Origin of the sequence: Delftia sp. GW456-R20, assembly GCF_001622915.1 — a bacterium.
In the GTDB taxonomy this organism is placed as follows: Bacteria; Pseudomonadota; Gammaproteobacteria; order Burkholderiales; family Burkholderiaceae_C; genus Comamonas; species Comamonas acidovorans.
In genome coordinates this window covers 4,037,286-4,058,666 of sequence record NZ_LWCN01000004.1, presented here as the reverse complement: position 1 = coordinate 4,058,666, position 21,381 = coordinate 4,037,286, and the positions used below count along the sequence as shown (strand labels likewise).

Genomic DNA, 21,381 nt, shown 5'->3' with positions numbered 1-21,381 from the left:
AAGGAGACACGCATGAACACCGATCGCAAACACTGGGCCGTCCTCGCCCTGACGGCCTCCCTGTCCTGCGGCGCATATGCGCAGGACAAGATCAAGGTCGGCTTCATGCTGCCCTACAGCGGCACCTATGCGGCGCTGGGCTCGGCCATAGAAAACGGCTTTCGCATGTTCGTGAACGAGCAGGGCGGCAGGCTGGGCGGGCGCGAGATCGAGTTCTTCAAGGTCGATGACGAGTCCGATCCGGCCAAGGCCACGGACAACGTCAACCGCCTGATCAAGCGCGACAAGGTCGATGTGCTGGTGGGCACCGTGCATTCGGGCGTGGCCATGGCCATGGCGCGCGCGGCCAAGGAAAGCGGCACCGTGCTCATCGTGCCCAATGCGGGCGCCGATGCGGTCACGGGCGCCATGTGCGCGCCCAACATCTTCCGTTCGTCCTTCTCCAACTGGCAGTCCTCCTACCCCATGGGCGTGGTGGCGGCCAGGCAGGAAGGCAGGAAAACCGCCATGACCATCACCTGGAAATACGCGGCCGGCGAGGAGATGACCAATGCCTTCAAGGAAGGCTTCGAAAAGGAGGGCGGCAAGGTCAGCAAGCAGCTCACCGTGCCCTTTCCCAACGTGGAGTTCCAGGCCCTGCTGACCGAGATCGCAGCCGCCAGGCCCGATGCGGTGTTTGCCTTCTTCGCGGGCGCGGGCGCCGTCAAGTTCGTCAAGGACTACCACGCGGCCGGCCTGCACAAGACCATCCCGCTGTACGGCTCGGGCTTTCTGACCGACGGCACGCTGGAGGCCCAGGGCGAGGCCGCCCAGGGCGTGCTGACCACGCTGCACTACGCCGACGAGCTGGGCACGGAGCGCGACCGGCGCTTTCGCTCCGCCTATGCCCAGGCCTACAAGCTGATGCCCGATGTGTATGCCGTGCAGGGCTACGACGCCGCCCAGATGCTGGGCATGGGCCTGAAGGCGGCGGGCGGAGACATCGCGAAGAAGGCCGAGTTCCGCCAGGCCATCGAGAAGGCCACCATCCCCAGCCCGCGCGGCGACTTCACCATCAGCAAGTCGCACAACCCCGTGCAGGACATGTACCTGCGCAAGGTCGTGGGCAAGGAGAACCAGCGCATGGGCGTGGCCATCAAGGCCCTGGGCGATACCGGCCGCGGCTGCCGCATGTGAGGCGCGGGGCGCACTCATATACGGACGCATACGGACATCGCCATGGACCTTGCCACCTTTCTCGTGCAGTGCCTGAACGCCGTCCAGTACGGGCTGCTGCTGTTCCTGCTGGCCTCGGGCCTGACGCTGATCTTCGGGATCATGGGCGTGATCAACCTGGCCCATGGCAGCTTCTACATGATCGGCGCCTACATGGCCTTTGCGCTGTCCCCGCTGCTGGGCCAGCACTTCATCACCATGCTGCTGGCCGGCGTGGCGCTGACCGTGGTGCTGGGCTATGCGCTGGAGTGGGCCTTCTTCAGCTACCTCTACGAGCGCGAGCACCTGCAGCAGGTGCTGATGACCTTCGGGCTGATCCTGGTGTTCGAGGAGCTGCGCTCGCTGCTGGCGGGCAACGACGTGCATGGCGTGCCGCTGCCCGGCTGGCTGTCGGGCAGCTTCTCGCTGGGCGGGCTCATGAGCTATCCGTGGTACCGGCTGTTCGCCTCGGGCGTGTGCCTGCTGGTGGCGCTGGCGCTGTACTGGGTGGTCAACCGCACGCGCCTGGGAATGATGGTGCGCGCGGGCGCCAGCAACCGCGACATGGTGCGCGGCCTGGGCATCGACGTGAAGCGCCTGTACCGCATCGTCTTCGCCATCGGCGTGGCGCTGGCGGCACTGGCAGGCATGATCGCCGCGCCCATGAGTTCGGTCTATCCGGGCATGGGCGGCAACGTGCTCATCATCTGCTTCGTGGTGGTGGTGATCGGCGGCATCGGCTCGATCACGGGCGCGCTGCTGGCCTCGCTGCTGGTGGGCTTTGTCGATACCTTCGGCAAGCTGTTCTTCCAGGAGCTCAGCGGCATGAGCGTCTACCTGCTGATGGCGGTGGTGCTGGTGTGGCGGCCCCAGGGCCTGATGGGGCAAAGGAGCTGAACAATGGCCGTATCCAATCCTTCTCCGGCCCTGCTGGCGGCCGCCGTGCAGCCCCTGCAGCCTGTGCAGCCCGTAGAGATGCCGCAGCGCGCCTGCCGATGGCAGGCCTGCGCCGTGCCGCTGGCCTGCGTGGCGCTGCTGGCGCTGGCCGGCCCCTGGTGGTCGGACTATCTGTCGGGCCTGGTGGTCAAGACCATGATCCTGGCCATCTTCGCGCTCAGCCTGCAGCTGCTGGTGGGCGGCACGGGCCTGGTGAGCCTGGGGCATGCGGCCTTCATGGGCCTGGGCGCCTATGCCGCCGTGCTGTCCGCAGGCAACGAAGGCGGCAGCCTGCCGGCCATGCTGGGCTGGGCGCTGCTGGCCTCGGGCGGCTATGCGCTGCTGGTGGGCCTGCTGAGCCTGCGCACGCGCGGCATCTACTTCATCATGGTGACGCTGGCCTTCGCACAGATGGCCTACTTCGTGGTCCACGACACGGGCATCGGCGGCGGCAGCGATGGCATCTACCTGATGGCCCGGCCCGCGCTGGGCGCCATCGACATGGAAATCCCGCGCGTGCAGTACTACGTGGTGCTGGCGGCCCTGGTGCTGGTCTATGCCTTCCTGGCCGGGCTGCGCCAGTCGCGCTTCGGCGCGGCGCTGGCGGGCATACGCGTCAACGAACAGCGCATGCGTGCGGCCGGCTTCACCACCTACGGGTACAAGCTCGCGGCCTTCGTGCTGGCCGGCATGCTGGCCGGCGTGGCGGGCTTTCTGCTGGCGGTGCGCGATGCCGTGGTCAACCCCGAGCTGCTGTCCTGGCACCACTCGGGAGAGGTGCTGCTGATGGTCATCCTCGGCGGCCTGGGCTCGCTGCGCGGCGCCGTGCTGGGCACGATAGCTTTCATCGCGCTCAAGGAGGTGCTGTCCACGCATGCCATCGTCGGCCCCATGGCCGATCACTGGCAGCTGAGCCTGGGCCTGGCCATCATCGTGCTCGTGGCCCTGCTGCCGAAAGGACTGATGGGGCTGATCGGGCTGGCGGGCCTTGCACGGCAACGCGCTGGAGTGCACAACGAGGTCCACCACAAGGAGGCCGGACATGGCTGATGCGGCACTGCTTTCGGTGCGCGGCCTCACGCGCCGCTTCGGCGGGCTCACGGCCGTGGGCGGCGTGGACCTGGACCTGCATGAGGGCGAGGTCCATGCCGTGATCGGCACCAACGGCGCGGGCAAGTCCACCCTGGTCAACATGCTCTCGGGCGAACTGGCGGCCAGCGCGGGGCGCATCGCGCTCGCGGGCCAGGACGTCACGCGCATGCCCCAGCCCCGGCGCGCGCGCGCCGGCGTGGGCCGCAGCTACCAGCGCACCACCATCTTTCCCGAGTTCTCGGCGCTGGAGAACTGCCGGCTCGCGGCCCAGGCGCAAATGGCGCTCAGGCCCTGGCAACTGGGCCTGTCCGCACAGCGCTGCGCGGCCAGCCTGCGCCAGGCCCATGCGGCCCTGGAGCGTGCGGGCCTGGCCGGGCAGGCGCTGGCCGTGGCCGGCACGCTGAGCCACGGCGCCAAGCGCCAGCTGGAAGTGGCCATGTGCCTGGCCACCGGCCCGCGCGTGCTGCTGCTGGACGAGCCGCTGGCCGGCATGGGCGCCGAGGAGACCGAGCGCATGCTGGCCCTGCTGCAGGAGCTCAAGCGCGGCCACGCGGTACTGCTGGTCGAGCACGACATGGACGCCGTGTTCCGCATCGCCGACCGCATCACCGTGATGGTCAATGGCAGCGTGGTGGCCACGGGCACGCCCGCGCAGATCCGTGTCGATCCTGTGGTCCGTACTGCGTATCTGGGAGAAGACCATGACTGAGCCCATGTTCGCCATCGACGAGCTGCACACGTACTACGGCGACAGCCACATCCTGCAGGGCGTGAGCCTGGCGCTGGGTGCGGGCCAGGCCGTGGGCCTGCTGGGGCGCAACGGCATGGGCAAGACCACGCTGATCCGCACGCTCATGGGCTATGTGCCCGCGCGCCGTGGCCGCCTGCGCGCCGATGGCCGCGACTGCACGGGCGCACCGCCCGAGCGCATGGCGCGGCTGGGCATTGGCTATGTGCCAGAGGGGCGCGGCATCTTCCCCAACCTCAGCGTGCGCGAGAACCTGGTCATGAGCGCCCGCCCCGGCCTGCAGGGCGAGCGTCACTGGACGCTGGAGCGCGTGCTCGACACCTTCCCCCGGCTCGCGGAGCGCCTGGCCAACGGCGGCGACCAGCTCTCTGGCGGCGAGCAGCAGATGCTGTCCATAGGCCGCGCGCTGATGACGCACCCGCGCCTGCTCATCCTCGACGAAGCCACCGAAGGCCTGGCCCCCCTGGTCGTCGCCGAAATCTGGCGCGTGATCGCCGCCATCCGCAGCACCGGCATCTCCACCCTGATCGTGGACCGCGACTACAAAAAGGTCCTGGCCCACACCGACCGCGCCGTGGTCATGGCCAAGGGCCGGCTGGCGCTGCAGGCCGACTCGCGGGAGCTGCTGGCGCAGCCGGAGCGCCTGTCGGAGTTGCTGGGGGTTTGATCAGGGCTGGGCCGCCACCGGCGGCTGCGCCGCGAGCTTGACGTTCTGCGCATGCGTGGGCGGCAGCAGCGCCATGGTCAGGCTGCAGGTGCAGGTCAGGCGGCCGGTTTCGTCGTGCAGTTCGATGGCCCAGACATGGGTGGTCTGGCCCAGGTGCACGGGGCGGGCCGTGCCCGTGACCCAGCCCTGGCGCGCGGCGCGCACATGGTTGGCCGAGACGTTCAGGCCCACGCTGCGCCAGCCTTCGGGGATGGAGCAGGCCGCGGCCACCGAGCCCAGGGTTTCGGCCAGCACCACGTTCACGCCGCCGTGCAGGATGCCGTAGGGCTGGCAGGTGCGCTGGTCCACGTGCACGCGGCCGCGCAGGAAGTCGTCACCGATCTCGGTGAACTCGATGCCCAGGTGCGAGACGGCCGTGTCGGCGCTCAGCGAGGTGATGTCTTCAAGGGTGAAGCTGCGCTTCCAGATCGGCATGGGAGAAGTCCTGTGGGTGCAACGAAAAAGACGGCCCCGTGGGCCGTCCTTGCATGCTACGCCAGTCCGGGCAGCCATGCCGATGGCCGCCTGTAGCCCAGGAGACTGCGCGCTGGCGCGCTAACGCGCTTGCGCGGTTCAGGCGCGCATGTCGCCCGTTTCGACAAAGCGCTGGTGCCAGCTCAGCGCTTCGCCCAGGATGTGCGGCGTGTGCAGCGCGCCCTGGCGCTGGGCGCGGTCGAAGTAGTCCTGCAGCTGGGGGCGGAAGTCGGGATGGGCGCAGCGGTCGATGATGACCTGGGCGCGCTTGCGCGGCGACAGGCCGCGCAGGTCGGCCAGGCCCTGCTCGGTGACGATGATCTGCGTGTCGTGCTCGGTATGGTCCACGTGCGAGCACATGGGCACGATGCAGCTGATCTTGCCGCCCTTGGCCACCGAGGGCGTGACGAAGAAGGACAGGTAGCCGTTGCGCGCGAAGTCGCCCGAGCCGCCGATGCCGTTCATCATCCCCGTGCCCATGACGTGGGTGGAGTTGATGTTGCCGTAGATGTCGGCCTCGATCATGGAGTTCATGGCGATCACGCCCAGCCGGCGCACCAGCTCGGGGTGGTTGCTGATCTCCTGGGGGCGCAGGATGATGCGCTCGCGGTAGAAGTCGATGTTCTCCTCGAAGTCCCTGTAGGCGCTGCCGGACAGCGAGATCGAGGTGGCCGAGGCGCGGCTCATCTTGCCTGCGCGCAGCAGGTCCAGCATGCCGTCCTGCAGCACCTCGGTGAAGCCCAGCAGGTTCTCGAACGGCCCCGTCAGCAGGCCGGCCAGCACGGCGTTGGCCACGTTGCCCACGCCCGACTGGATGGGCAGCATCTCCTTGGGCAGGCGGCCCATCTTCATCTCGTGCGCGAGGAAGTCGATGATGGACGCGGCGATCAGGTTGGAGTTGGCGTCGGGCTGGGCGAAGACGTTGTCGCGGTCGCCCTTGTGGGTCTCGACCACGGCGACCACCTTGGCCGGGTCCACGCGCAGGTAGGGCTCGCCGATTCGGTCATCGGCATGGGTCAGGGCAATGGGCACGCGGCGCGGCGGGATGGCCGTGCCGTAGTAGATGTCGTGCATGCCTTCCATCTTGGCCGGCGGCTTGGTGTTGACCTCCAGAATCACCTTGTCGGCGATCTCCAGCCAAGTCTTGTTGTTGCCCACGGCGGTGGAGGGGATGAGGCGTCCGTCCTCGGTCACGCCCAGCACCTCGACCACGGCCACGCTCATGGGGCCGAGGAAGCCGAACCACGCATGCTGGGCCACGTGGGACAGGTGCATGTCGATGAAGTCGATCTCGCCGGCATTGATCCTGGCGCGGCAGGTCGGGTCGGTGTTGAAGGGCAGGCGCTGGCCCAGTGCGCCGGCCTCGGCCAGGGCGCCGTCCATCTCGGCGGCCGTGGAGGCGCCGGTCCAGACATTGATCTTGTAGGGCCGGCCGGCCGCGTGTTCGCTCTTGGCGTGCTGGGCGATGGCCTGGGGCAGGGCCTTGGGGTAGCCCGCGCCCGTGAATCCGCTCATGCCGACGTTGACGCCGTGGGGGATCAGGGCGGCGGCCTGCTCGGCCGTCATGGTGCGCGAAAGGAATTCTGGGAAACGTACGCGGTCTGCGAGGGACATCTATGGCTCCGGCTGACGGCTCGCGCCAGCCGGCAGGGTGCCGCAGCGCTGGCTTGCAAGCCTAAAAAAAACCGCCCCATGCAAGAACGCAAGGGCGGTATATCTCCGGAAACCGATGGTAGCAGCGCTGGCAGCGGCCCTCGGGTTTCCCCGTAAAGGCCCTGCCGCGCAGTCAAAGGTTCAAAGAATGTTTGCGTGTGCTCACATTCAATGAATCAGTGGCTGATCGTCGCGTGCGTGATCCAGCAGCGCGTACAGGATGATGGCGCCGAAAGTCGCGGTCCCGATGCCGCCCAGCGCGAAGTCGCCGAACTTGAGCGTGAAGTCGCCCGTGCCCAGGATCAGGGTGATGGCCGCCACGATCAGGTTCTTGTTCTGCGAGAAGTCCACGCGGTTGTCCACCCAGATCTTGGCGCCGGCCACGGCGATCAGGCCGAACACCACGATGGACACGCCGCCCATCACGGGCAGCGGGATCGCCTGGATCAGCGCGCCGAACTTGGGCGAGAAGCCCAGCAGCACGGCCAGGACGGCGGCCACGAAGAACACGGCCGTCGAGTAGATGCGCGTGGCGGCCATCACGCCGATGTTCTCGGCATAGGTGGTCACGCCGGTACCGCCGGCCGCGCCGCTGACCATGGTGGCCACGCCGTCGCCGATGAAGGCCCGGCCCATGTACTGGTCCAGGTTCTTGCCGGTCATGGCGGTCACGGCCTTGATGTGGCCCAGGTTCTCGGCCACCAGGATGATGACCACGGGCACGATGAGCACCATGGCCGGGCCGCTGAACACGGGCGCGTGGAACTGGGGCAGGCCGAACCAGGCGGCGTTGATCACGCCCGACAGGTCCACGGGCTTGCCCATGCCCAGCACATTGGTGAACAGGCCGTACAGCAGGCTGGCCGCGATCAGGCCCACCAGGATCAGCAGGCGCTGCACCATGCCGCGCGTGAACACGGCCACCAGGCCCACGCAGACGAAGGTCAGGGCCTGCATCCACGACTCGAAGTTGTTGGCCGCCATGTTCTTGACGGGTATGGCCGCCAGGTTCAGCCCGATCACGGCCACCACGGCGCCCGTGACCACGGGCGGCATGAAGCGCTCGATCCAGCGCGTTCCCACCATCTGCACCACCAGGCCGATCAGCGCATAGACCGCGCCGCAGGCAATGATGCCGCCCAGCGCCACGCCGATGTTGCCGTTGGCGCCCTTGCCGCCATAGGCCGTGGCTGCGATCACCACGCCGATGAAGGCAAAGGACGAACCCAGGTAGCTGGGCACCTTGCCGCCCGTGATCAGGAAGAAGATCAGCGTGCCGATGCCGCTCATGAGCACGGCCACGTTGGGGTCGAACCCCATGAGGATGGGCGCCAGCACGGTGGAGCCGAACATGGCGATCACGTGCTGTATGCCCATCAGCCCGGTCTGGGGCCAGGGCAGGCGCTCATCGGGGCCGATCACGCCTCCCCGTTGCAGCTGGTTGGCGGATTTTTCCGTCCATTGGAAAAGGCCCATGTGGCATCGCTCCTTGTAAAAAATTGGCGCGATATTAGAGGCATTTGTTTTCTGGCAGGTGGGGTGAAGCGGAAATTTTTTCCCCAGTGTTTGTGCGGAGATACGCGATCCGGCCCGCAGACTTTGTCGCCCAGGTGCCAGGCTAGTGGCTTTCCCGTCTGGGCTCGCGGGCAGCGCGCGCGTACCGTGGCCGGTCATGAGCCATACCCCTGCCTTCATCCCCCAGATCCGCCTGTACCAGGACTGGCTGCGCGAGCGCCACGGCCTGCAGTTCGACAGCTACGACGCCCTGTGGCGCTGGTCGGTGACCGACCTGGACGCCTTCTGGCAAAGCATCTGGGACTACAACGCGCTGCAGTCGCCCACGCCGCACACGGCCGTGCTGGAGCGCAACACCATGCCCGGCGCCCAGTGGTTTCCGGGTGCCCAGATCAACTACACGCGCCAGGCGCTGCGCCATGTGGATGCCGCCCATGCGGCCGGCATGCCCGCCGTGGTCAGCCGCAACGAGACGGGCCGCCACCGCGAACTGTCCTGGCCCGAGCTGCGCCGGCAGGTCGCCGCCCTGGCCCTGCACCTGAAGGCCCAGGGCGTGGGCCGCGGCGACCGCGTGGCTGCCTACCTGCCCAACATCCCCGAGGCCATGGTCGCCCTGCTGGCCACGGCCAGCCTGGGCGCCGTCTGGAGCATCTGCGCGCCCGACATGGGCACCAACGCGGTGCTGGACCGCTTTCGCCAGATCGCGCCCAAGGCGCTGATCGCCGTCGATGGCGTGCACTACGCCGGGCGCGATATCGACCGCATGGCCGTGCTGGCGGAGCTGCGCGCAGGCCTGCCCAGCGTGGAGCATGTGGTCCTTGTGCCCAACCTGGACCTGCAGGCCAGCCTGGCCGATGCCGCCGACTACGGCCAGGTCACAGCGCGCGACGACGCGGCCACGGCGGCCTTCGAGCCCGAATGGCTGCCCTTCGACCACCCGCTGTGGATCGTCTACTCCAGCGGCACCACCGGCCTGCCCAAGCCCATCGTCCACGGCCATGGCGGCATGGTGCTGGTGGCCCTGCAGCTCAAGGCCCTGCACAACGACGTGGGCTGCAGCTACCACCCCAACAGCTGGGGCGAGCGCTACCACTGGTACAGCTCCACGGGCTGGGTGATGTGGAATGCCCAGGTCTCGGGCCTGCTGGGCGGCACCACCTGCGTGATCTTCGACGGCAGCCCCGGCGGCAGCAAGGACAGGCCCGACTGGGGCGTGCTGTGGCGCTTCGCGGCCGAGACCGGCGTGACCAGCTTCGGCTCGGGCGCGGCCTTCTACGCCAACTGCATGAAGGCCGGCGTGGACCTGGCCCAGTGCGGCGACCTGTCGCGCATCCGCAGCCTGGGCACCACGGGCTCGCCGCTGTCGCCGGAGGTGCAAAGCTGGGGCACGGCGCAGTTCGCAGGCATGGGGCGGCCTGACATCTGGTGGAACAACATCTCGGGGGGCACCGACTTCGCGGGCGCCTTCATCGGTGGCCACCGCGAACTGCCCCAGCAGCCGGGCATCATGCAGTGCCGCCAGCTGGGTGCGGCCGTGGAGGCGTGGAACGAGCAGGGCCAGCCCGTCATCGACGAGGTGGGCGAGCTGGTCTGCACCCAGCCCATCCCCTCCATGCCGCTGTACCTGTGGGGCGATGCGGACGGCAAGCGCTACCTGTCCAGCTACTTCGACATGTACCCGGCCGGCCATGGCCGCGCGCCCGGCGGCGGCGACGGCCCCGCCGCCATGGGCCCGGTCTGGCGCCACGGCGACTGGATACGCATCCTCCCGGACGGCGGCTGCATCATCTACGGCCGCAGCGACGCCACCATCAACCGCCACGGCCTGCGCATGGGCACCAGCGAGATCTACAGCGCCGTCGAGGCCCTGCCCGAAGTGCTGGACTCCATGGTCGTGGACCTCGAATACCTGGGCCGCGAAAGCTACATGCCGCTGTTCGTGGTGCTGCGCCCGGGCGTGGATCTGGACGACGCCCTGCGCGCCCGCCTGCAGGGCGCCATCCGCCAGGCCCTGTCGCCGCGCTTCGTGCCCGACGAGATCGTGCAGGTGGCCGAGATCCCGCGCACGCTCAGCGGCAAGAAGCAGGAGCTCCCCATCAAGAAGCTGATGCTGGGCCAGCCGCTGGACAAGGTGGTCAACAAGGAGGCCATGGCCAACCCGGGCTGCCTGGACTGGTATGTGGGCTTTGCGGCGCAGCATGCCAAGGCACAGGCTGCCTGATATTCAAACGGTATCAGTGGCTCGGTTTTTAATATTGGACTGCGACAGACCGGCTGCCTAGAGTGGGGTCCAACCATGGAGCCCTGCAATGAGCGTGCTTGATTCCCTTGCCCTGACCCGCATCCCCGCCGAGGACGAAGCCCTGCGCGCCGAGGTGCGCGCCTTCCTCGCCCAGGCCATAAGCGGCCTGCCGCCCCATGTGCGTGCGCGCTCCTGGGGCGGCTACAGCGCCGAACTGAGCCGGCAACTGGGCGAAAAGGGCTGGATCGGCGTCACCCTGCCGCGCGAGTACGGCGGCGGCGGGCGCAGCGCCTTCACGCGCTACGTGCTGGTGGAGGAATACCTGGCCTGCGGCGCGCCCGTGGGCTCGCACTGGATTGCCGACCGCCAGAGCGGCCCGCTGATCCTCAAGTACGGTACCGAGGCGCAAAAGCGGTTCTACCTGCCGCGCATCTGCCGGGGCGAGGCCTTCTTTTGCATCGGCATGAGCGAGCCCGGCGCGGGATCGGACCTGGCCAGCGTGAAGACGCGCGCCGTGCCGAACGACAAGGGCTTGGTGCTCAACGGCCAGAAGATCTGGACCACCAACGCCCACCACTGCCACTACATGATCGCCCTGGTGCGCACCTCGGGCGAGGCGGGTGACCGGCACAAGGGCCTGTCCCAGGTCATCGTGGACCTGTCGCTGCCGGGCGTGACCGTGCGGCCCATCACCGACCTCTCGGGCGACAGCCATTTCTGCGAAGTCTTCTTCGACAACGTGCAGCTGCCGCCCGACGCCCTGATCGGCCAGGAAGGCCAGGGCTGGGAGCAGGTCACGGCCGAGCTGGCCTTCGAGCGCAGCGGGCCCGAGCGGCTGTTCTCCAGCATCGTGCTGTTCGACGAATGGCTGGCCTGGCTGCGTGCAACGGGCGAGCGCAGCGAAGGCGCGCTGCGCCTGGCCGGCCGCGTGTTCACCGAGCTGGCCCCGCTGCGCGCCATGTCGGTGGCCGTGCAGGACAAGCTGGTGCGCGGCGAAAGCCCCATCGTCGAGGCGGCCCTGGTCAAGGAGCTGGGCACGACGCTGGAGCAGTCCATTCCCGCCGCCATCGCCGACGACCTGTTCGCACGCGAGGCGTCCGAGGTTCCGCTCGAGCTGCTGCGCACCCTCAACTACGTGACGGAGGTTGCGCCTTCGTATTCGCTGCGCGGCGGCACGCGCGACATCCTGCGCGGAATGATCGCGCGTGGCCTCGGCCTGCGTTGAATAAGGTTCCCCTGAGTTGGGGCGCGCCAGTTTCAAGCGGAACGCCCAAGGCCTGGCGTCATGTGTCATGAATGGAGAGAGACATGGAAGACGATTTGTTTGCCGACGCCGCACGCCAGTTGCTGCAGGGCGAGTGCACGCCCGCGCGGGTGCGCGCCATCGAGGCCGGGGGCTCGCCCCGGGCGCTGTGGCAATCGCTGGAGCAGGCCGGCTTTGCCGATGCCCTGGTGCCTGAGCACGCGGGCGACGCGGGGCTGGCGCTGGCGCAGCTGTTCGATGTGTGGTCGCAGGCCGGCGCTCATGCGCTGCCCGTGCCGCTGGGCGAAACCATGCTGGCCCGCGCGCTGCTGGCTGGCGCGGGGGCGGAGCGTCCACCAGGGGCCATCGCGTTGGCGCAAGGCCTGCTCCAGCCGGATGGCAGCCTGCACTGCGCACCCGTGCGCCTGGGCGCGGTGGCGGACAGCGTGCTGGTGCAGCACGCCCAGGGCTGGAGCCTGCTGCCCGTGGCGCAGGCGCAGTCCGAGCCAGCGGCCTTCTGCCTGGACGTGAACCTGCGCTGGAGCGCCGATCAGGTCCGCGCAGCATCTGCTCCCGCTATCGCCCTGCCGGATGGGCTGGACCTGCGCACGCTGCAGGCCGGCCTGGTGGCGGCGCAGCTCGCGGGCGCGCTCATGGAGGTGTTCCAGCGCACGCTGCAGTACGCGAATGACCGCCAGCAGTTCGGCCGCCCCATCGGCAAGTTCCAGGCCATCCAGCACCAGCTGGCGGTGATGAGCGAGCATGTCTTCGCCGCGCGCATGGCCGCCCGGCTGGGCTGCGCGGGGCAGGGCATCTTCCCCGAGCGGCTGCGCGTGGCCGTGGCCAAGGCGCGCTGCAGCCAGGCCGCGCTGGCCGTGGCCGAGGCGGCCCACGCCATCCACGGCGCCATGGGCTTCACCGAGGAATACGACCTGCAACTGCTCACGCGCCGCCTGCATGCCTGGCGCCAGACGGCCGGCTCCGAGTCGTACTGGCATGGCGTGGCAGGCGCCGCGCTGGTCCATGGCCACGCGGGCAGCACGCTGGACCTGATCCGCTCCACCACCGATATCACCACCGATATCACCGCCTGACAGGCTCTCGAAGGAACCCCATCCATGCCCTTTCTGAACATCGAGCGCGACGGCGCCATCTGGACCCTCACCATGAACCAGCCCGAGACGCGCAACGCGCTCACGGGCAACACCGCCGTGGAGGAATTCGTGCAGGTCTGCGACGAGATCCGGCGCGATGCCTCGGTCAAGGCCGTCATCCTCACGGGCGCGGGCCCCATCTTCAGCTCGGGCGGCAACGTCAAGGACATGCAGCGCTTCTTCGACGACGCGCTCACGCCCGACGCCATCCGCGAGGAGTACCGCCAGGGCATACAGCGCATTCCGCGCGCCCTCAACCAGCTGGACGTGCCCGTGATCTGCGCCGTCAACGGCCCGGCCATCGGCGCGGGGCTGGACCTGACCTGCATGTGCGACATCCGCATCGCCAGCGAGACGGCCACCTTTGCCGAGAGCTTCGTGCGCGTGGGCATCGTCCCCGGGGACGGCGGCGCCTGGCTGCTGCCGCGCGCCGTGGGCCGTGCCAAGGCGGCCGAGATGGCGTTCACGGGCGAGGCCATCGACGCGCAGCAGGCCCTGGCCTGCGGCCTGGTCAGCCGCGTCGTGTCTGCGGACCAGCTGCTGCCCACGGCGCGTGCGCTGGCCGACAAGATCGCCGCCAACCCCGGCGCCGTCATGCGCATGACCAAGCGCCTGCTGCGCGAGGGCGAGCACAGCACGCTGGAGTCGCTGCTGGAGCTGTCGGCCGGCTACCAGGCCCTGGCCCACAAGACTGCCGACCACCGCGAGGCCGTGATGGCCTTCGTGGAGAAGCGTAAGCCCCGGTTTCAGTGACCGGGCCCGCCCGGCCCCCGCCACGGGGGCATGGGCCCTGTGTGACACAACACAAATGGACACTCCCCGGTGCCGGCCTCCCGGCGGGAGTGGGCGCCCATGTACTGCGCACACAGTACACTTTGCGCGTCGAGAGGCAACTCTCCCATCCACCGCACTCCCAGTCCCATGGCCGTTGAAACGACGAGTACTGCCCGCCCCAGCTTCGACCTCAAGAGCGCGCAGCTGCCCGTGGTGGCCGTGACCCTGCGGGATACCGACGTACGTGCGCTCGTGGCCGACCTGGCCCAGCGCCTGGCCGACGACCCGGATTTCTTCGACAACGACCCCGTGCTGATCGACCTGGCCCATGTGCGCGAGGCCGAGGAGGCCATCGACTTCGCCGTGCTCGTGGAGGCGCTGCGCTTTCACCGCACCGTGCCCGTGGCCGTGCGCGGCGGCAGCCCGGCGCAGATGGAGGCGGCGCGTGCCGCAGGCCTGGCGCCCGCGCCCGAGGCCGCACCCGTGCGGCCCACGGTGCCCGAGATCGAGATCCAGGAAGTCGTGCGCGAGATCGAGGTGGTGCGCGAGGTGCCTGCTCCCCAGGCCGACGCCCTCATCGTGGACAAGCCGCTGCGCTCGGGCCAGCGCGTCTATGCGCGCGGCACCGACATCGTGGTGCTGGCCATGGTCAGCTATGGCGCCGAAGTCATCGCCGACGGCAACGTCCATGTCTACGCGCCGCTGCGCGGCAGGGCCATCGCCGGGGCACGCGGCAACACCGAGGCGCGCATCTTCAGCACCTGCATGGAAGCACAGCTGCTGTCGATTGCCGGCATCTATCGCACAATCGAGACCGATCTCCCGGCGGACGTGGCTGCCAGGCCCGCCAAGGTGCGTCTCGACGGCGAGAAAATCCTCATCGAGCCGGTATGACACCGGACCCCTCTTCTTTGCTCTCCAGTCTTTAAGGAACCGTGCAAACATGGCCAAAATAGTCGTCGTGACCTCCGGCAAGGGTGGCGTGGGCAAGACCACCACCAGTGCCAGCTTCGCATCGGGCCTCGCATTGCGCGGGCACAAGACCGCCGTCATCGATTTCGACGTGGGCCTGCGCAACCTGGACCTGATCATGGGCTGCGAGCGCCGCGTGGTCTACGACCTGATCAACGTCATCCAGGGAGAGGCCAACCTCAACCAGGCCCTGATCAAGGACAAGCAGTGCGACAACCTCTTCGTGCTGGCCGCCTCCCAGACGCGTGACAAGGATGCGCTGACGCAGGAAGGCGTCAAGAAGATCCTGGACGACCTGGCGGGCATGGACTTCGAGTACATCATCTGCGACTCGCCGGCCGGCATCGAAAGCGGCGCCCTGATCGCCATGCACTTCGCCGATGAGGCCCTGGTCGTGACCAACCCGGAAGTCTCCTCCGTGCGCGACTCCGACCGCATCCTGGGCATGCTCAGCTCCAAGACCGCGCGCGCCATCGCGGGCGAGAGCGTCAAGGAACACCTGCTGATCACGCGCTACAACCCCAACCGCGTGCAGGACGGCCAGATGCTGTCGCTGGAGGACATCCAGGACATCCTGCGCATCGAGCTGATCGGCGTCGTGCCCGAATCCGAAACCGTGCTGCAGGCCTCCAACCAGGGCATTCCCGCCGTGCACATGCAGGGCTCGGACGTGGCCGAGGCCTACCAGGACGTGGTCGCGCGCTTCCTGGGCGAAGAAAAGCCCATGCGCTTCACCGAAGCGCAAAAGCCCGGCTTCTTCAAACGCATGTTCGGGGGGAGGTAAGCGGCCATGTCCATGCTCTCTTTCCTGCTCGGAGAAAAGAAGAAGACGGCCTCGGTGGCCAAGGAGCGCCTGCAGATCATCCTCGCGCGCGAACGCGTGGGCGGCAACGGCGGTGGCCCCGACTACCTGCCTGCGCTGCAAAAGGAGCTGATGGCGGTGATCTCCAAGTACGTGGACATCGACGTCAACGACATCAAGGTGCACCTGGAGCGCCAGGAAAACCTGGAAGTGCTCGAAGTCAAGATCGAACTGCCCGACGCCTCGCGCTGAGCGCCGCCCGGCGCCGTGCTCAGCCCAGGCGCAGCGTGCAGCGCAACCCGCCCAGCGGGCTCGGCCCCATCTCCAGCGATCCACCATAGGTCTCGGCGATGTCGCGCACGATGGCCAGGCCCAGGCCGTGGCCCTGGGCCTGTTCGTCGAAGCGGACACCGCGTTCCATGGCCTGCGCGAGATGCTCCGGCGCCAGGCCTGGGCCGTCGTCATCGATCTGCAGCAGCGTCGTCGTGCCATCCTGGCGCACGGCCAGCGTGACGCGGCTGCGCGCCCACTTGCCGGCGTTGTCCAGCAGGTTTCCCGCCATCTCCTCCAGGTCCGAGGCCGCGCCGCGCCAGCGCAGCCCATGGCCGGGCAGCGGCGTGGAGGTCTGGATGGACCAGGACAGGCGCCGCTGGGCGTGGATCTGGCGCATGGCATCCAGCAGCCGGGCCAGCACCTCATCCAGCGCCACGCTGCCAGCGCTGCCGGCGCCGCTGGCGAAGCGCGCCAGATGGCGGTCGATGGTGTGGGACATGGCCTGTACCTGGTCACGCAGCCACGGGCCATCGACCTGATGGCCGCGTGCCTGGATGCCGAGCACGGCCAGCGGCTTCTTGAGCGCATGGCTCAGGTCGGCCGCCTGGTGGCGCGCGCGCTCCACGACCTGGGCATTGCGCTGCAGCACCTGGTCCACGGCCTCGGCAATCGGGTCCAGGTCGGGGCCGAAGTGCCGCCCCAGCTGCGTGCGTGTGCCGTCTTCCATGTCCTGCAGCGCCTGCTGCAGGCTGCGCAGCGGCTGCAATCCCAGGCGCACCAGCGCCACCGTGCACAGCAGCAGCGCGGCGACCAGGCCCAGCTCGGTGACCAGCAGGATGCGGTCGATGCGGCGCCATTCCTGGCGCGTACCGTCCAGCGGGCCGAAGACATGCAGCTGCACGCGCCGGCCCGCGACATCGAAGCTGCGGCGCAGGCCCAGCAGTTCGCGCCCCTGCGGCCCGCGCAGCGACAGCAGCGTCTCGCTGCCCTTGTGCCGGGGCCAGGGACGGGCGTCGTCCAGCTCCAGGCTGTCGTCCCAGACCGACCGCGACTGCTGCAGCCGCCCGTCCTGCTCCAGTGTCCAGTACCAGCCCGAGAAAATGCGGCCGAACTCGCCGCGATTGAGCCGCGTGCCCTGTCCGGTCAGGGGCCCAGGGGACTGCAGCTCGGCCTGCAGCCGCTCGGCACGGTCCTGCAGGCCGGCCTTGAAGCTGCGCAGCACCGCGTCGTGCAACTGCTCGCGCAGCAGCCAGCTGGCGGCCGTGCCGCAGGCCAGCGTGGCCACCAGGCTCAGTGCCAGCAGGCGCTCCGACAGGCCCCAGTGCCTAGGACGCATGGTCGCCGCTGGCCTGCTGCAGGCGAAAGCCCCGTCCGCGCTCGGTATGGATCAGGCCATGCGGGGACAGTTTGCGGCGGATGCGGCCGACCAGCACGTCCACGGTGTTGGAGTCCGGATCCAGGTCGCGTGCGTAGACATGCTCGCTGATGTCGGCGCGGCTGACGAGCTGTCCATGCCGGTTGGTCAGAAAGCTCAGGATGCGTTGCTCCTGCGCGGTCAGCGCAAGCGGCCGACCTTCGAGCGTGAAGCGGTCTGCCATGGTGTCGTAGGCCAGCGGGCCTATCTGCACCAGGGGCCGGCTGCCGCCTGCTGCGCGCCGGTGCAGCACGCGCAGCCGCGTGACGACCTCCTCGTGCAGAAAGGGCTTGGTCAGGTAGTCGTCCGCGCCGGCCTGGAAGGCCGTGAGCTTGTCGCTCCAGCGGTTGCGGGCCGTGAGCACCAGCACGGGAAAGGAGCGGCCCTGCTCGCGCCAATGGCGCAGCACCGAGACGCCGTCCTGTCCTGGCAGCCCCAGGTCCAGCAAGGCGGCGTCATAGTGTTCGACGCTGCCCAGTTCCTGGGCGAGGCGGCCGTCCGCGCAGCACTCGGCCAGCATGCCGGCCTCCTGCAGGATGGCCTGCAGGCCTGCAGCAAGATCGGCGTCGTCTTCGACGATGAGCACCCGCATCAGCGCAGTCCGTCCTCTTCGATGGGCTGGCCGCTATACGCATCCACATGCACTTCGATGCTGCGGCCGGCGCTCAGCTGCAACTCGACCTCGTAGTAGGCGCGCTGCCGGACGTCGATCTTGAGCTCGGCCTCTGTGGCGCGGGCCTGGTACTTGCGCTCCAGCTCCTCAAGAATGCGCGGCAGCGGTTGCAGCGTGGCGGCCTGCTCCCGGCTCAGGACAGGCTCCACCAGGATGCGGCCCGTCTGGGCGTCGGCGCGCAGCAGCTGCTCACGGCCTTCGCGCGTGAGCAGCTGGATCTCGTAGTAGGGCCTGGGGCTGCGCGTTTCCTCCAGCTCGATCTGCAGCACGGTGCCGGGATGCAAGCGGGTGACGGCTGCCGCCACGGCGGACATGGGTATCAGCACGGCGGTGGTCGCGCCTGGCCGGGGGATGTCCTGTCCCGTGACTGCATCGATATAGATCTCCGTGCGCTGGCCATTGGCGAGCTTGATTTCGTACCAGCGCCGGCCGTCGGCGCCGCGCTCGAGTTCGATGTCGATGACGCGCCCTTTGTGGCGCTGCTGCACGTCCTGGAGGATTTCCGCCAAGGGCCGCAGGCGCTTCGACTGCACCTCGCGGCGCACGCTTTCATGCTCCGCTGGCGTGGTGGCAGAGGCGGGCGCCAGCGGCAGGGCCAGCAAGGCAGCAAGTGCGAGGCGGAGTTTCACGGCCACGCATCTTATGTGCACGTTCTTAAACAGTGCATGAACGCGCCATTCATGCGCGGTTTAGGCGCCTTTGCCGACACTGCAGGCGGTTGCACCGATGGCCCCGCCGCGGTGCCTTTTCATCTGTTTCTTTCTGGCATCGAACACCATGCATTTTCTTCGCTTTTCCCGCTCCGCCCCGCCATTGCACCGGGCCCTGGGCGCTGGCGCGCTCTCGCTGTCCGTGCTGCTGGCCGCCTGCGGCGGTGGCGGCGGCGGGGCTGACAAGCCCGCCCCCACGCCGGTCACTCCCAGCGCCAGCTATGCGTCGGGCACCATTGACGGCTTCGGCTCCATCCTGGTCAATGGGGTGCGGTATGACGAGCGCCAGGCCCGGATCACCGATGGCGATGGCGTCCTGCTGGCCAGCGATGCGCTCAAGCTGGGCATGGCGGTCCATGTCACGGCCGACCCCGTGACCACCGGCAGCGACGGTGTGGCGCGCGCCATGGCCCGCCAGATTCTTGTGCGCAGCGATCTGGAAGGCCCGTTGAGCGCGGTCGTGGGCGACCGGCTGACCGTACTGGGCCAGACCGTGATCGTCGATGCGGCCACGGTGTTCGAGGACGGCCGCGCGGCGGCGCTGCAGGTCGGCCGTGTGCTGGAAGTCCACGGCCTGCGCGATGCGCAGGGCCGCATTCTTGCCAGCCGCATCGAGATCGAGGATGACGCCGACGAGCCCTGGCGCCTGCGCGCGCCTGTCGATGCCGTTGACGCGTCGCGCCGCACCCTGCGCATCGGCGAGGCCATCGTCAACTGGAGCGGCGTGCAGGTTGCCGCCGCGCTGGCTGCCGGCGACGTGGTCAGCCTGCGACTGGCGCGCCAGCCCGATGCCGCCGGCCTGTGGGTGGCCACCGCACTGTCGGTGCAGCGTCCCACGCTGCCCGAACAGGCAGGCGTGGAGGCCGACGTCACCGGCCATATCACCCGCATGGACTCGCCGACCCGCTTCGTCGTGGACGGCCTGAGCGTGGATGCGGGCAGCGCCACACGCCTGCCCGCAGGCCTTGCCGTGGGCGACCTGGTCGAGGTCGAGGGTATGTTCCAGGACGGGGTGCTTCGCGCCTCCGAGGTCGAGCGCAAGCTGCGGCTGGACAGTGACGATGGCTTCGAGATCGAGGGCCGCATCACCGCTGTCGACAGCCTGGCCGGCATCTTCGAGCTGCGCGGCGTGCGCGTGGACTATCGCAATGCGCGCTTCGAGGATGGCAGCGCTGCCCAAATTGCCGTGGGGCGCGTGGTGGAGGTCAAGGGCCGGCTCTCGGTCGATGGCGCGATGGTGGTGGCCACCGAGGTCGAGTTCGACTAAGGGTTCGCGTTCGCCGCAGGCCGCATCGCCTCGCTCTGCGCACGCGCGGCGGCGGGGCGCACCCACAGCAGGTAGGCAGCGCCCAGCAGCACGATCCACAGGCCGCCCACGACCAGGGCTGCCCGGGTGTGGGGGAAGTAGCCGAGCACGCCCAGCACCAGCAGCATGAAGGCGATGGCGGCCAGCGGCGCGGCGGGCCACAGCGGGACCGGGAACTTCAGCGCGGCCACCTGCTGCGGGCTCATGCGGCGGCGCGCCGCGAACTGCGACAGCAGGATCATCAGCCAGACCCAGACCGTGGCGAAGGTGGCGATGGAGGCGATCAGCAGGAACACGTCCTCGGGGATCAGGTAGTTCAGCACCACGCCGGCCAGCAGCGCCACGGCCATCACCACCACCGTCATCCAGGGCACGCCATGGCGCGAGACGCGGCCGAAGCCGGCGGGGGCCTGGCCCTGGTGCGCCATGCCGTAGAGCATGCGGCCGGCGCCGAAGATGTCGCTGTTGATGGCCGACACGGCCGCCGAGATCACCACGATGTTGAGGATGGTGGCGGCCGAGGAAATGCCCAGGCCGCTGAAGATCTGCACGAAGGGGCTGCCCTGGCTGCCGATCTGCGGCCAGGGGAAGATGCTCATCAGCACGAACAGCGTGAGCACGTAGAACAGCAGGATGCGCAGCGGCACGGCGTTGATGGCGCGCGGGATCACGCGCGCCGGGTCCTTGGCCTCGCCGGCCGATATGCCGATGATCTCGATGCCGCCGAAGGCGAACACCACCACCGCCAGCGAGGCGATCAGGCCCGAGACGCCATGGGGCATGAAGCCGCCGTGCACCCACAGGTTCTGCACGCCGGTCGGCGCCTGATCGGCCGCCATGCCGAAGCCGAACACCATGATGCCCAGGCCGCCGCCGATCATGGCGATGATGGCCGCCACCTTGAGCAGGGACAGCCAGAACTCCATCTCGCCGAACACCTTGACCGAGCACAGGTTGAGCGCGCCGATGAAGCAGACGATGGACAGCACCCAGATCCAGCGCGGCACCTCGGGAAACCAGAACCCCATGTAGATGCCGAAGGCCGTCACGTCGGCCAGGCAGACGATGACCATCTCGAAGGTATAGGTCCAGCCCGTGACGAAGCCGGCGAACGGCCCCAGGTAGTCGCTGGCGTACTGGCCGAAGGAGCCGGGCACGGGGTTGTGCACGGCCATCTCGCCCAGCGCGCGCATCACCATGTAGACCGCCGCGCCCGCCAGCAAGTAGGCGATCAGCACCGAGGGGCCGGCCTGCTGTATGGCCTTGGCCGAGCCGTAGAACAGCCCCGTGCCTATGGCCGAGCCCAGTGCCATGAAGCGGATATGGCGGGCCGACAGCCCTCGGTGCAGGCTGCCTGCAGATGGTGAACTCATGTGCTGTCTCCCCCCGTCATTGGTGAAATGGCTGCCGCATCCACAGGCTTCATCAGCCTGCGGATGGGTCTGCGATCAGATGTATAAGCCTGTATATACAATATGCGCAGACACCGATTTCCCGGAC

General features: G+C 68.6%; 20 protein-coding genes. 13 read left to right on the top strand and 7 right to left on the bottom strand.

Annotation, left to right across the window (positions count from 1 at the left end):
* Nucleotides 1–12 precede the first annotated feature (12 nt).
* Genes A4F85_RS23490 through A4F85_RS23470 form a run of 5 tightly spaced genes read left to right on the top strand, consistent with a single transcriptional unit; the run spans nucleotide 13 to nucleotide 4,637 of the window.
* Nucleotides 13–1,176 carry an ABC transporter substrate-binding protein gene (locus tag A4F85_RS23490; RefSeq protein ID WP_063327837.1) on the top strand — a complete coding sequence of 388 codons (1,164 nt, stop codon included), beginning with the start codon at nucleotides 13–15 and terminating at the stop codon, nucleotides 1,174–1,176.
* 42 nt (nucleotides 1,177–1,218) lie between these two features.
* Nucleotides 1,219–2,091 (top strand): branched-chain amino acid ABC transporter permease, encoded by an 873-nt coding sequence (locus tag A4F85_RS23485; RefSeq protein WP_013799989.1) that lies wholly within the window; start codon nucleotides 1,219–1,221, stop codon nucleotides 2,089–2,091.
* A 3-nt stretch (nucleotides 2,092–2,094) separates the two neighbouring features.
* The gene (locus A4F85_RS23480) at nucleotides 2,095–3,180 is read left to right on the top strand and encodes a branched-chain amino acid ABC transporter permease (protein ID WP_063327836.1); all 1,086 of its coding nucleotides are present in this window, start codon (nucleotides 2,095–2,097) and stop codon (nucleotides 3,178–3,180) included.
* Nucleotides 3,173–3,931: an ABC transporter ATP-binding protein gene (locus tag A4F85_RS23475; protein ID WP_043823391.1), complete on the top strand. Its 759-nt coding sequence runs from the start codon at nucleotides 3,173–3,175 to the stop codon at nucleotides 3,929–3,931. Before A4F85_RS23480 ends, A4F85_RS23475 begins: the two co-directional genes overlap by 8 nt.
* Nucleotides 3,924–4,637 carry an ABC transporter ATP-binding protein gene (locus A4F85_RS23470; protein WP_016447319.1) on the top strand — a complete coding sequence of 238 codons (714 nt, stop codon included), beginning with the start codon at nucleotides 3,924–3,926 and terminating at the stop codon, nucleotides 4,635–4,637. Before A4F85_RS23475 ends, A4F85_RS23470 begins: the two co-directional genes overlap by 8 nt.
* Here A4F85_RS23470 and A4F85_RS23465 read toward each other — a convergent pair whose 3' ends face one another.
* From A4F85_RS23465 to A4F85_RS23455, 3 genes are all read right to left on the bottom strand, one after another.
* Nucleotides 4,638–5,111, bottom strand: coding sequence for a hotdog fold thioesterase (locus A4F85_RS23465; protein WP_012202024.1), 474 nt, complete (start codon nucleotides 5,109–5,111; stop codon nucleotides 4,638–4,640). It lies immediately after the preceding gene.
* 138 nt (nucleotides 5,112–5,249) lie between these two features.
* A complete protein-coding gene (locus A4F85_RS23460) occupies nucleotides 5,250–6,764 on the bottom strand; it encodes an acetyl-CoA hydrolase/transferase family protein (protein WP_012202025.1) in 1,515 nt (504 codons plus the stop codon).
* A 207-nt stretch (nucleotides 6,765–6,971) separates the two neighbouring features.
* Complete coding sequence (locus A4F85_RS23455; protein ID WP_012202026.1) at nucleotides 6,972–8,279, bottom strand: solute carrier family 23 protein; 1,308 nt, start codon at nucleotides 8,277–8,279, stop codon at nucleotides 6,972–6,974.
* 196 nt (nucleotides 8,280–8,475) lie between these two features.
* Here A4F85_RS23455 and A4F85_RS23450 point away from each other — a divergent pair, with 196 nt between their 5' ends.
* The 7 genes from A4F85_RS23450 to minE all read left to right on the top strand — a co-directional run bounded on the left by A4F85_RS23450 (nucleotide 8,476) and on the right by minE (nucleotide 15,757).
* Entirely contained in the window at nucleotides 8,476–10,539 is a 2,064-nt protein-coding gene (locus tag A4F85_RS23450) for an acetoacetate--CoA ligase (protein ID WP_063327835.1), read from the top strand.
* Between the two features lie 88 nt (nucleotides 10,540–10,627).
* Entirely contained in the window at nucleotides 10,628–11,785 is a 1,158-nt protein-coding gene (locus A4F85_RS23445) for an acyl-CoA dehydrogenase family protein (RefSeq protein ID WP_063327834.1), read from the top strand.
* An 83-nt stretch (nucleotides 11,786–11,868) separates the two neighbouring features.
* Nucleotides 11,869–12,897: an acyl-CoA dehydrogenase gene (locus tag A4F85_RS23440; protein ID WP_063327833.1), complete on the top strand. Its 1,029-nt coding sequence runs from the start codon at nucleotides 11,869–11,871 to the stop codon at nucleotides 12,895–12,897.
* 24 nt (nucleotides 12,898–12,921) lie between these two features.
* The gene (locus tag A4F85_RS23435) at nucleotides 12,922–13,710 is read left to right on the top strand and encodes a crotonase/enoyl-CoA hydratase family protein (RefSeq protein WP_063327832.1); all 789 of its coding nucleotides are present in this window, start codon (nucleotides 12,922–12,924) and stop codon (nucleotides 13,708–13,710) included.
* A gap of 168 nt (nucleotides 13,711–13,878) precedes the next feature.
* A complete protein-coding gene (gene minC / locus A4F85_RS23430) occupies nucleotides 13,879–14,625 on the top strand; it encodes a septum site-determining protein MinC (RefSeq protein WP_034348623.1) in 747 nt (248 codons plus the stop codon).
* A gap of 49 nt (nucleotides 14,626–14,674) precedes the next feature.
* On the top strand, nucleotides 14,675–15,487 hold the full coding sequence (gene minD / locus A4F85_RS23425; protein ID WP_063327831.1) for a septum site-determining protein MinD: 813 nt from the start codon (nucleotides 14,675–14,677) through the stop codon (nucleotides 15,485–15,487).
* A gap of 6 nt (nucleotides 15,488–15,493) precedes the next feature.
* Entirely contained in the window at nucleotides 15,494–15,757 is a 264-nt protein-coding gene (gene minE / locus A4F85_RS23420) for a cell division topological specificity factor MinE (protein ID WP_012202033.1), read from the top strand.
* Nucleotides 15,758–15,776: 19 nt separating this feature from the next.
* Here the strand turns inward: minE and A4F85_RS23415 are convergent, their stop codons facing one another.
* The 3 genes from A4F85_RS23415 to A4F85_RS23405 are packed head-to-tail and all read right to left on the bottom strand — an operon-like array spanning nucleotide 15,777 to nucleotide 18,494.
* On the bottom strand, nucleotides 15,777–17,114 hold the full coding sequence (locus tag A4F85_RS23415) for a sensor histidine kinase (protein WP_043823372.1): 1,338 nt from the start codon (nucleotides 17,112–17,114) through the stop codon (nucleotides 15,777–15,779).
* Nucleotides 17,104–17,784: a response regulator transcription factor gene (locus A4F85_RS23410; RefSeq protein WP_013800000.1), complete on the bottom strand. Its 681-nt coding sequence runs from the start codon at nucleotides 17,782–17,784 to the stop codon at nucleotides 17,104–17,106. Before A4F85_RS23410 ends, A4F85_RS23415 begins: the two co-directional genes overlap by 11 nt.
* On the bottom strand, nucleotides 17,784–18,494 hold the full coding sequence (locus A4F85_RS23405; RefSeq protein WP_224986229.1) for a PepSY domain-containing protein: 711 nt from the start codon (nucleotides 18,492–18,494) through the stop codon (nucleotides 17,784–17,786). The genes A4F85_RS23410 and A4F85_RS23405 overlap by 1 nt, the downstream gene beginning before the upstream one ends.
* 148 nt (nucleotides 18,495–18,642) lie before the next feature.
* Here A4F85_RS23405 and A4F85_RS23400 point away from each other — a divergent pair, with 148 nt between their 5' ends.
* Nucleotides 18,643–19,842, top strand: a complete 1,200-nt coding sequence (locus A4F85_RS23400) for a DUF5666 domain-containing protein (RefSeq protein ID WP_063328068.1) — start codon at nucleotides 18,643–18,645, stop codon at nucleotides 19,840–19,842.
* On the opposite strand, the gene A4F85_RS23395 is transcribed toward A4F85_RS23400, so the two are convergent.
* Nucleotides 19,839–21,254, bottom strand: coding sequence for an amino acid permease (locus A4F85_RS23395; RefSeq protein WP_047217568.1), 1,416 nt, complete (start codon nucleotides 21,252–21,254; stop codon nucleotides 19,839–19,841). The two genes, A4F85_RS23400 and A4F85_RS23395, sit on opposite strands and share 4 nt — an antisense overlap.
* Nucleotides 21,255–21,381: the final 127 nt, after the last annotated feature.